We start from the raw sequence: 9,806 nt of genomic DNA, 5'->3' as shown, positions 1-9,806 counted from the left end.
GTGGGACGTCCCGAGCGGCGAGGACTGCCAGAGCGAGCTGTTCTCGGTGAGCACCGCGCCGTGCAGCTTCACGGTGCGCAACATCACCGGCAGCCCCATCGAGTTCCTCTACGGCGACGGCGACGCCGAGCGTGCCGACGGCCAGTTCACGCTGGCGCCCGGCCAGCAGCGCACCGTGAAGCTGCACGGCGCGGTGCTCACCGAGAACAGCTCGCTCTGGCAGTCCTCGCCGCTCGGGACGTCCCACGTGGTGACGGCGCCGTCGGCGACGGTCACGTCGGCGCGCGGCTCGGCGACGATCGTGACGTCGATGTTGCCGCCGAAGGTGAGGGAGGAGGCCCGGTAGGTACCGGCCTCGATGGGCTCGGTGTCCTCGGTGTCGCCGAAGTAGGCGAGCCCGTAGTCGAAGGAGTCCGAGCGCGGCACGACGACGGTGCAGCCCTGGACGACGACAGGCGGCGGCGTGACGCCGTCGGGCTCGTCCTGTGCGGTGACCGTGATCGTCGTGGCCGACGTGGTGCCGGTGGAGTCGGTGGTCTCCAGGCCGAACGTGAGCGACTCCCCGGCCTCCGGGCCGGCGACGCGCTGCGTGCCGGACGGGTCGAGCGTGCCCGACCAGCCGGTGCCCGTGGCGGTCACGGTGGGCGTCTCGGTGCTGGTGACGTCCCAGACGACGTCGAGCTCCTCACCGGGCTGCAGCGTCAGGTCGGTCGAGGAGCCGTTGACGGTGAACTCCTGGATCACCGGCGCGGCGGACGCCGGAGCGGCGAGACCGACGAGGCACAGCAGGGGTGCCAGGAGGAGGGACAGGACGAGTCGGCGCATGGGTCGGCTCACTTCGATCGGGGGACGGTGAGGACATCCGATCACATCGGCGCGATTCTTGGCCAATTCTTCAGAAAAATCTGGCTGGCAGGATGGCATCCGTGCGCCCCCGTCCGCTCCAGGCCGTCATCGTGCTGCTGCCCCTGGTGGCCCTCGCGCGCGGCATCGACCTGTTGAGCCTGGTGCTGCTGTTCGGGGTGGCGGCGTGGTTCGGGGTCCGCCGCGACGCGAGCTGGACCGATGCCGTGGGTCGCGCGATCGACCTGTCGCTGGCCGGCCTCGTCGGTGTCGCGGTGGTGCTCGGCACCGTCACGCTCCTGCCGCGCGCGGTGCACGAAGGGGTCACCGTCATGTTGGTCGGTGCGTGGGTCGTGGCGGTCGTGGTCACGGCCGGCCTGGCCCTCACGACCGTGGACCAGCCGCGGTGGCGCCCCCTGCTGCGCCGGGCGCTCGACGCCCGCACCTAGCCCACCCGCGGGCGCGGAGGCCGGGCTGCGTCAGGCCGTCTCGCCGGCGAGCTCCTCGGGGGAGCGCAGGACGCAGAACTCGTTGCCCTCGGGGTCGGCCAGCACGACCCAGCCCGACCCTGGGCCGTGGATGCCGCGCCGGTCGGCGACCTGCGTGGCGCCGGCCGCGACCAGCCGAGCCACCTCGGCGTCGCGGGTGCCAGTCCGGGGGCGCAGGTCGAGGTGCAGGCGGTTCTTCACCGTCTTGGTCTCGGGCACCTCGATGAACAGCAGCTGGTGGCCGGTCTCGGGGTCGAGGATCATGCACTCCTCGTGGCCGGGCTCGTTGGGGTCGTCGGCGACGTCGACGTAGCCGAGCACCAGCTTCCAGAACTCGCTGAGCTCGTACGCGTCGGAGCAGTCGACGGAGGTGTGGGAGACGAACGACGTCATGCCGTCATTCCTCCCACACCTCCACCCGGGTGTCGAGGACTACTGCTTCCGCTCGGTGAACGCGACCGACGCCGAGAACCCGGTGTAGCCGTCCTGCGGGCTCGTGCTGCTGAAGCCGACGGCCGCGATGTTGCGCAGGCTGGTGAACACGTCGTCCTGCTCGACAGCGGGCTCGGCCTTGGCGACGGCGTCGAGGATCGCGCCGACGTCGACGAAGAGGCCGCCGCCCTCGCCGTCGCCGTCGATCACCGAGGAGAAGAGGTCGGTGCCGGCGAGGTCGCCGTCCTCGACGAGCTCCTTCGCGACCTTCGGCGAGGTCGCGATCGAGACCGCGTCGTCGCCCGTCGACGTGGCGAGCTCGACGCCGGCCAGACGCTGCAGCGACGCCGTGAGGCGGTCGGCGAGGTCGGCAGCCTTCGCCTCGTCGCCCTCCGTCACGAGACCCACGGCCACGTCGGCCGGGTCGGCAGGACCCTGCGGTCCGGCGATGTCCTCGAGGCCCTCGCGACCCACGTAGACCGAGAAGGCGTCGCCGAGGAGCGTCACGAGGTCGTCGGGCAGCGTGACGTCGAGGGTCTTCTCGATCTCCTCGAGCGTCGCGTCGACGTCGGCGCTGCTCGCCGACGGCGGGGCCGTCTGCTGCTGCAGCTGGGCGAGGTACTCCTCCTCGTAGCCCTCGGGATCGGCCGCGTACGCCTCGGCGTCGAACTCCGGCTGCGGACTGGGCGAGCCGAGACCGGGCACCGTGAAGAAGTCCCGCAGGCTGAGCAGGTCGCCCAGGCTGGTCTTGATCTCGTCCCAGTTCTCCTCGACGGCCTTGCCGCCGCCCGGCACCGTCAGCCCGACCACGGTGTCGTCGGGCAGGGCGCCGAGACCGCGGACCTGCGGCAGCTTCGTCGGCTTGTCGCCCTCGTGGGCGACGGCGTCGAGGGTGAGCGACGTCGACGAGGCGGAGAGCGCGAACGCCAGGCTGCTGGTCTCGTCGGCGACTGTCTCCAGCTGGGCGGCGTCCGGGCCGAGCACGTCGTCGATGCCGGCCTTCTTGATCGCCGCGAGACCGTCCTTCACGTCGACCCACCCGGACAGGACGCCCTGCTCGTCGAGCGCGTCCTGGTCGCGTGCGAAGTCGGCGTCGTCGGCGAGGGACTTCGTCGACGCGGCCTTCACCGCAGCGTCGGCGCTCTTCTGGGTGGGCGTCACGATGGCGTAGCCGTCGAGGAAGCCGATGCCGAACTCCTCGCCGCTGCACCCGAAGAGCTTGCCGATGCCGGCCTTCGCGGCCGTCTCGTCCGTGACCTGCACGGCGATCCGCAGCGACTCCTCCTCGTCCTGCAGGTTCGGGCCGACGCCCAGGCCGACGCGCTCGCCGAGCCACGGCTCGACGTCCTTGGCGTAGTCGACGTCGTCACAGCCCTTCAGCGCGTCCTCCAGCACGATCTTGCGCAGGTCGTCGTCCTCGTCCTTGATGCCGAGCTCCTGCGACAGCTCGGGCACGCGGCGTGCGAGCCGGAAGAGGTCGATCTTCTGGCTGGCCGACGGGTCGAGGTCGAGCCGGACGTAGGCGATGGTGTCGGCCGGGAGCACGTCGTGGGGCTGGGTGCCGCCGCCGGACAGCTGGGTCCAGGCGTAGGCGCCTCCACCGACGGCAGCCACGGCGACGACCGCGCCGATGCCGAGCGCGACTCTCTTGCCGTTCCCGCCGCCGCTGGCGGGTGCGGCCTCGGGCGCTGCGGGTTGCTCGACGGTGGCGTCGGGGGTCGCCGCGCCGTCGGGCGCCGGCGGGGGCGGGGGGCTGGTGGGCGTCTCGTCGCTCATGGGTCCTCCGAAGAATGGGTGCGTCGCAGCGTACCGATCCTCGACCCCGCTGCGAACCAGAAGTGGGCAGGACGTACGAGACGTGTGCCACGTGGCGGGGCGTGCAGACCTCCGAACTAACCGTCAGACTTGCCTGTTTGTGCGCGGTGCGCCCATGATGCTCCCGTGACGACGACCCGGACGCCGCAGGCCGAGCGCACCGCGGCCATGCGGCTGCGGCTCATGGAGGCGACCGTCGAGTGCCTCGTGGAGCTCGGCTGGTCGGGCACGTGGGCGGACGCGCGCCGTCCTCGACGTGCTGGCCGCGCAGTTCACGTCGCCCGTCTTCTTCGCCGCGCTCGAGCTGTGGGTGGCCGCCCGCACCGACCCCGACCTGCGCGAGGCGGTCGCACCGCTGGAGCGTCGGGTGGGTCGGGAGACGCACGCGTACGCGCTCGAGCTGCTCGACGTCGACGAGCAGCGCGGTCGCAACCGCGAGCTCGTCCAGGCCACGCTCGACCTGCTGCGCGGGCTCGGGCTCGCCGGCACCCTCACCGACGACAGCCGACGCCGGGCCGCCGTGCTCGACGCCTGGGCGGTCACCCTCGACACCGGACTGGAGCGCTGACATGTCATCCACGAGCCCACGGGAACGACTCGAGCAGGTCCTCGCCGACCTCACCGCCGAGGGCGACCAGCTCGACGGGTGGGTCGCCGACCTCCCGGTCCAGGAGTGGGGTGCCGTCACCACGCCCGAGGGCTGGACCGTCGCCCACCAGGTCGGCCACCTGGCCTGGACCGACGAGACGTCGCTCGCGGCGGTCACCGACGCCGAGGCCTTCGGCGCGCTGCTCAAGGAGGCCGCGCAGGACCCCACCGGGTACGTCGACACCGCGGCCGACACCTGGGCCGCGAAGCCCGTGCCGATGCTCCTCGACGCCTGGCGCGCCGGTCGCGAGGCCCTCGCCGACGCGCTGCGCGCCGTGCCGGACGGGGAGCGCGTCCCGTGGTTCGGTCCGCCGATGAGCCCGACGTCGATGGCGTCGGCCCGGTTCATGGAGACGTGGGCGCACGCGCACGACGTCGCCGAGACGTTCGGCATCGAGGTGCCCCGGACCGACCGCGTCCGGCACGTCTGCCACCTCGGCGTCCGCACCCGCGGCTTCGCCTACGTCATGCGCGGCGAGGAGCCGCCGACGAGCGACGTGCGGGTCGAGCTCACCGCGCCGTCGGGCGAGAGGTGGACGTGGGGCGAGGAGGGCGCGGAGCAGCGGGTCACGGGCGACGCGTGGGACTTCGCGCTGCTCGCGACGCGGCGGCGGCACCGCGACGACGTCGACGTCCGGGCCGACGGCGCGGACGCCGACCACTGGCTCGACGTCGCGCAGGCCTTCGCCGGACTCCCCGGTGCCGACCCGAAGCGGCTCTCGGAGCGCTGAGGCCCGAGCGCAGGCGCCTGCGTCACTCCTGCGACCGTGGTCGCGGCGTGCCCGGCACGACGGTGCGGGGGCTCGGTGCCGCCGCCGGGTGCCGTCGCAGCTGCGGGGTGCGGGTGCGGATCGGGCGAGGTCGCACGAACGACGCCTCCATCCAGTGGGCTCGCTCGTCGCCGGTCCTCGGGTCCCAGAAGTCGCAGAGGATCAGCTTTCCCGACCGGTGCGTGGCCCACGCCGGCACGGTCTCCTTCATCGGCCCGTCGTCGTGCTGCCACAGGCAGCCCACCCACACGGGACGCGGCTGCGGGAGCGGCACGCCGCCCGTGGTGGGCGCCGGCTGCTCGTTGACCAGGCTGCTCATGACTGGTCGCCGCCGCCTGTGCGGGCGGCCTGGTCGATCAACGGGCCACTGGTCATGTGAGGTGTCATCGGTGGCTCCCTGCTCCGAGGAGGGCGCAACGGTCCCGGTGCCGCTGCAGTTCGTCCCACCCTGCGCGCGTCGAGGCGAGGTCAGACGGGCCCGACCGAGAACTCAGTAGCCGCGAGGAGGAGAACGCGTAGCGCGGACCGCTCGCACGTGGATGCGGCAGGTCAGCGCGCGTCGCTGCCGCGCACTGCCGTGTCCAGGACGACGAGCAGCTCCTCCAGCCGGGTGCGACCGCGCCGAGGCCGGGGGTAACGGCGCAGCACCGCGGGCACAGGAGGCGCGGCGCGCTCGGCCAGTGTGGCCCGCACGACCCCGACGTCCTCGCCGCGCAGCTCGGCGACTCGTGCCACGCAGGCTGCCGACCGCAGGACGTGCCCGACCTGGGTCGCCTGGGCGAGCGGGTGCAGGTAGGCCGCGCCCGCCGCGTCCGCGCAGGCCAGTGCAGCGAGACGGGCCACCTCGTCGGGTGCGTCCCGGGCGGCCCGATGGGCGGCGAAGGCGGTCGTGCGCTGACGGTTCGAGCGCGCGGCACCGTCGGCGAAGGCCCGCGCGGCGTCGAGCGCCTCTCGCGGACGCGCGTCGTCGTCGACGGCCGACTCGAAGACGGGCAGGACGTCGGCAGCGCAGGCAGCCGCGAACCGCACCACGGCGCGCAGCTCCTCGACGGTGAGGTCGAGACCGGGCGGTGTGGGCATGCCCTCATGGTGCCGGGTAGTCGGCGGACCGTCCAAGAACAAACAAGCAGGCTTGACTGTTTGTAACGTCCGGTGCGATGCTGCCGAGGTGACCGTCCGCATCGGCAACTGCTCCGGCTACTACGGCGACCGGCCTACCGCGTTCCGGGAGATGCTGGAGGGCGGCGAGCTCGACTACCTCACCGGCGACTACCTGGCCGAGCTGACCATGCTCATCCTCGGCAAGGACCGGATGAAGGACCCCGAGGCCGGCTACGCGAAGACCTTCCTGCGCCAGCTGCAGGACGGACTCGCGCTCGCCCGCGAGAAGGGCGTGAAGGTCGTCGCCAACGCCGGCGGCCTCAACCCGGCCGGCCTCGCCGCACGCATCCGCGAGCTGGCGCAGGAGCAGGGGATCGACGTGCAGGTCGCGCACGTGGAGGGTGACGACCTGCTGCCGCGGGCGGCCGAGCTCGGCCTGAGCGACGTCGGCGGAGGCAGCCTGCTCACCGCCAACGCCTACCTCGGGGCGTTCGGCATCGCCGCAGCGCTCGACGCCGGCGCCGACGTCGTCGTCACCGGCCGTGTCACCGACGCCTCGGTCGTCATGGGTCCGGCCATCCACGCGCACGGCTGGGGCCGCGACGACCTCGACGCGCTCGCCGGCGCCCTGGTCGCCGGCCACGTGATCGAGTGCGGCACGCAGGCCACCGGCGGCAACTTCAGCGGCTTCCGCGCTCTCGACACCTGGCGTCCGCTCGGCTTCCCCGTCGCGGAGGTCGACGCCGACGGCAGCAGCGTCATCACCAAGCACGCGAGCACCGGCACGACGGAGACCGGCGGAGCCGTCACCGTCGACACCGTCACCGCACAGCTGCTCTACGAGGTGCAGGGTCCGGCCTACCTCAACCCCGACGTCGTCGCGCACCTCGACACCCTCGCCCTGACGCAGGAGGGCCCCGACCGGGTCCGCATCAGCGGCGTCCGCGGCACGCCGCCGCCCGCCACCACGAAGGTCTGCCTCAACCTGCTCGGCGGGTTCCGCAACGGCGTCGACCTGCTCCTCACCGGACTCGACATCGAGGCGAAGGCCGCGTGGGTGCGTCGGGAGGTGGAGGCGGCGCTGCAGGACGACCCGCCGGACGAGCTCGTGTGGACCCTCGACCGCACCGACGTCTACGACCCGCCCACCCAGGCCTCGGCCACGTCCTACCTGCGGTGCGCCGCCAAGAGCAGCCGGCCCGAGCCGGTCGGCCGCGCGTTCAGCGACGCGTTCGTCAACGTCGCGCTCGCGTCGTACCCGGGCTTCACGCTCACCGCCCCGCCCGGGCGCGGCACGCCGTACGGCGTTTACCGCCCGGCGTACGTGCCGCAGTCGGAGGTCCCGCACGTCGTCGTGCACGCCGACGGCCGACGTGAGGACGTGGCCCCACCCGCCACGACCGCCGACGTCGCGGTGGAGCCGGCTGACGTGACCGCCGCTCCCGACCTCGGCGCGAGCCAGCCCCGGCCGCTCGGCGAGCTCGTGCACGCGCGCTCCGGCGACAAGGGCGGCGACGCGAACGTCGGGCTCTGGATCCCCGCCGACCACCCGCGCCGCGCCGACGCCGTCGCGTGGCTCGTCGGCATCGTCAACGCCGGCTGGGTGCAGGGGATGCTGCCCGAGGCCGCCGACCTCGACGTCGACGTGCACCCGCTGCCGAACCTCGGCGGCGTCAACGTCGTCGTCCACGGCCTGCTGGGAGAGGGCGTGTCGTCGTCGACCCGGCTCGACCCGCAGGCCAAGGCGGTCGGTGAGTGGCTGCGCGCCCGCGTGACCGCAGTGCCCACCCGACTCCTCGAAGGACGACGCCCGTGACCACCTCCCACAGCGACCTGTTCGCGACCCCCGAGCGGCAGGCCCTGCGCACCGCCGTCGAGCAGTTCACCACCCGCGAGATCGTGCCGCACCTGCCGCAGTGGGAGGACGACGGCCAGCTCCCGCGCGAGCTGCACGCGGCCACCGCGAAGGCCGGCTTCCTCGCCGTCGGGTACCCCGAGGAGGTCGGCGGTGCCGGCGGCGACGCCGTCGACGCGTGCGTCGTCACCGAGGCGATGCTCGCGGCCGGCGGCTCCACCGGTCTGCAGGCCAGCCTGTTCACGCACTCCATCGCCCTGCCGCACATCATCGACGCGGCGTCGTCGGGCGCCGGTGGCTCGCGGCTCGTCGACCTGTACGTCCGGCCGACGCTGGCGGGGGAGAAGATCGGCTCGCTCGGCGTCACCGAGCCCAGCGGCGGCTCTGACGTCGCGAACATCCGCACCCGCGCGGTGCGCGACGGCGACCACTACGTCGTCAACGGCGCGAAGACGTTCATCACCTCGGGCGTGCGGGCCGACTTCGTCACGACCGCCGTCCGCACCGGCGGGGACGGTCACGCCGGGATCTCGCTGCTCGTCATCGACAAGGACACGCCCGGTTTCACGGTGAGCAGGAGCCTGCGCAAGATGGGCTGGCACTGCTCCGACACCGCTGAGCTCGCCTTCGACGACGTCCGCGTGCCCGTCGAGAACCTCGTCGGCGAGGAGAACGGCGGCTTCTACCTCGTCATGCAGCAGTTCGTCGGCGAGCGGCTCGGGCTGGCCGTCCAGGCGTACGGCACCGCCCAGCGGGCACTCGACCTCGCCGTGGCGTACGCCCGCGAGCGCGACACGTTCGGCAAGCCGCTCATCGCGCGCCAGGTGATCCGCCACAAGCTCGTCGAGATGCACGCCCGCACGTCGGCCGCGCGGGCCCTGACCCGGCAGGCGCTGGTCCGCTCGCTGGAGACGCCCAAGACCGACCCGTCGCTCATCCTCGACGCCGTCACCGCCAAGAACGTCGCCGTCGCCGCCGTCGAGCACGTGGTGCACGAGGCCGTGCAGGTCTTCGGCGGCATGGGCTACATGCGCGAGTCCGAGATCGACCGCCACTACCGCGACGCCCGCATCCTCGGCATCGGCGGCGGCGCCACCGAGGTGATGAAGGACCTGTCCGCGAAGCTGCTGGGCTACTGAGAGGCATGCCGTGAAGACCACCATCGACCCGACGTCGGCCGCCTACGCCGACAACCGCGCCCAGATGCTGGAGCGCGTCGCTGACCTCGCCGAGCAGCACGCGAAGGCGCTCGCCGGGGGAGGGGAGAAGTACGTCGCGCGGCACCACGCGCGCGGCAAGCTGACCGCCCGCGAGCGCATCGAGCTGCTCGTCGACCCCGACACCCCGTTCCTCGAGCTCGGCGCGCTCGCCGGCTGGGGCACCGACTTCACCGTCGGCGGCTCGATCATCACCGGCATCGGCGTCGTCGAGGGCGTCGAGTGCATGATCGTCGCCAACGACCCGACCGTGAAGGGTGGCTCGTCCAACCCCGTCACGGTCAAGAAGGGCTTCCGCGCCGCCCAGGTGGCGGAGGAGAACGGGCTGCCGACGATCAACCTCGTCGAGTCCGGCGGTGCCGACCTGCCGACGCAGAAGGACATCTTCATCCCCGGCGGCGCCAGCTTCCGCAACATCACCCGCGCGAGCGAGGACCGTCGCCCCACCGTCGCGCTCGTGTTCGGCAACTCGACCGCGGGCGGCGCCTACATCCCCGGCATGAGCGACTACGTGGTCATGGTCGACGGCGGCGCGAAGGTGTTCCTCGGCGGACCGCCGCTCGTGAAGATGGCCACCGGCGAGGAGTCCGACGACGAGTCGCTCGGCGGCGCGTCGATGCACGCGAAGACGTCGGGC

General features: G+C 72.9%; 11 protein-coding genes. 6 read left to right on the top strand and 5 right to left on the bottom strand.

Going from position 1 to position 9,806, the window contains the following annotated elements:
* Positions 1-108: 108 nt before the first annotated feature.
* Positions 109-825, bottom strand: coding sequence for a hypothetical protein (locus A6Q79_RS16830; RefSeq protein WP_317698819.1), 717 nt, complete (start codon positions 823-825; stop codon positions 109-111).
* 101 nt (positions 826-926) lie between these two features.
* On the opposite strand from A6Q79_RS16830, the gene A6Q79_RS16825 reads away from it, so the two are divergent.
* Positions 927-1,292 carry a hypothetical protein gene (locus A6Q79_RS16825; RefSeq protein WP_286689546.1) on the top strand — a complete coding sequence of 122 codons (366 nt, stop codon included), beginning with the start codon at positions 927-929 and terminating at the stop codon, positions 1,290-1,292.
* A gap of 30 nt (positions 1,293-1,322) precedes the next feature.
* Here the strand turns inward: A6Q79_RS16825 and A6Q79_RS16820 are convergent, their stop codons facing one another.
* Both A6Q79_RS16820 and A6Q79_RS16815 read right to left on the bottom strand, forming a co-directional pair.
* On the bottom strand, positions 1,323-1,724 hold the full coding sequence (locus A6Q79_RS16820) for a VOC family protein (protein ID WP_067853100.1): 402 nt from the start codon (positions 1,722-1,724) through the stop codon (positions 1,323-1,325).
* 39 nt (positions 1,725-1,763) lie between these two features.
* The gene (locus tag A6Q79_RS16815; RefSeq protein WP_286689545.1) at positions 1,764-3,539 is read right to left on the bottom strand and encodes a DUF3352 domain-containing protein; all 1,776 of its coding nucleotides are present in this window, start codon (positions 3,537-3,539) and stop codon (positions 1,764-1,766) included.
* Positions 3,540-3,834: 295 nt separating this feature from the next.
* On the opposite strand from A6Q79_RS16815, the gene A6Q79_RS16810 reads away from it, so the two are divergent.
* Complete coding sequence (locus A6Q79_RS16810) at positions 3,835-4,146, top strand: hypothetical protein (protein ID WP_317698818.1); 312 nt, start codon at positions 3,835-3,837, stop codon at positions 4,144-4,146.
* A gap of 1 nt (position 4,147) precedes the next feature.
* Complete coding sequence (locus A6Q79_RS16805; RefSeq protein WP_286689543.1) at positions 4,148-4,957, top strand: TIGR03084 family metal-binding protein; 810 nt, start codon at positions 4,148-4,150, stop codon at positions 4,955-4,957.
* 22 nt (positions 4,958-4,979) lie between these two features.
* Here A6Q79_RS16805 and A6Q79_RS16800 read toward each other — a convergent pair whose 3' ends face one another.
* A complete protein-coding gene (locus A6Q79_RS16800; RefSeq protein ID WP_067853107.1) occupies positions 4,980-5,315 on the bottom strand; it encodes a hypothetical protein in 336 nt (111 codons plus the stop codon).
* A gap of 230 nt (positions 5,316-5,545) precedes the next feature.
* A complete protein-coding gene (locus A6Q79_RS16795; protein WP_067853109.1) occupies positions 5,546-6,076 on the bottom strand; it encodes a putative immunity protein in 531 nt (176 codons plus the stop codon).
* Between the two features lie 88 nt (positions 6,077-6,164).
* Here A6Q79_RS16795 and A6Q79_RS16790 point away from each other — a divergent pair, with 88 nt between their 5' ends.
* The 3 genes from A6Q79_RS16790 to A6Q79_RS16780 all read left to right on the top strand — a co-directional run.
* The gene (locus tag A6Q79_RS16790) at positions 6,165-7,913 is read left to right on the top strand and encodes an acyclic terpene utilization AtuA family protein (protein WP_286689542.1); all 1,749 of its coding nucleotides are present in this window, start codon (positions 6,165-6,167) and stop codon (positions 7,911-7,913) included.
* Positions 7,910-9,091 (top strand): acyl-CoA dehydrogenase family protein, encoded by a 1,182-nt coding sequence (locus A6Q79_RS16785; protein WP_144433610.1) that lies wholly within the window; start codon positions 7,910-7,912, stop codon positions 9,089-9,091. The genes A6Q79_RS16790 and A6Q79_RS16785 overlap by 4 nt, the downstream gene beginning before the upstream one ends.
* Before the next feature lie 64 nt (positions 9,092-9,155).
* The coding region (locus A6Q79_RS16780) for a carboxyl transferase domain-containing protein (RefSeq protein ID WP_317698820.1) at positions 9,156-9,806 on the top strand (651 nt) is incomplete at its 3' end.

The organism is Aeromicrobium sp. REDSEA-S32_B7, assembly GCF_001626145.1.
Lineage (GTDB): Bacteria > Actinomycetota > Actinomycetes > Propionibacteriales > Nocardioidaceae > Aeromicrobium > Aeromicrobium erythreum.
The sequence above is the reverse complement of the archived record's forward strand: the minus strand, read 5'-3'. Positions and strand labels throughout refer to the sequence as shown.

Coding starts and splice junctions, on each gene's coding strand:
- A6Q79_RS16820 (WP_067853100.1), bottom strand. CDS start 1,724: ATGACGTCGTTCGTCTCCCACACCTCCGTCGACTGCTCCGACGCGTAC.
- A6Q79_RS16805 (WP_286689543.1), top strand. CDS start 4,148: ATGTCATCCACGAGCCCACGGGAACGACTCGAGCAGGTCCTCGCCGAC.
- A6Q79_RS16795 (WP_067853109.1), bottom strand. CDS start 6,076: ATGCCCACACCGCCCGGTCTCGACCTCACCGTCGAGGAGCTGCGCGCC.
- A6Q79_RS16815 (WP_286689545.1), bottom strand. CDS start 3,539: ATGAGCGACGAGACGCCCACCAGCCCCCCGCCCCCGCCGGCGCCCGAC.
- A6Q79_RS16830 (WP_317698819.1), bottom strand. CDS start 825: ATGCGCCGACTCGTCCTGTCCCTCCTCCTGGCACCCCTGCTGTGCCTC.
- A6Q79_RS16800 (WP_067853107.1), bottom strand. CDS start 5,315: ATGAGCAGCCTGGTCAACGAGCAGCCGGCGCCCACCACGGGCGGCGTG.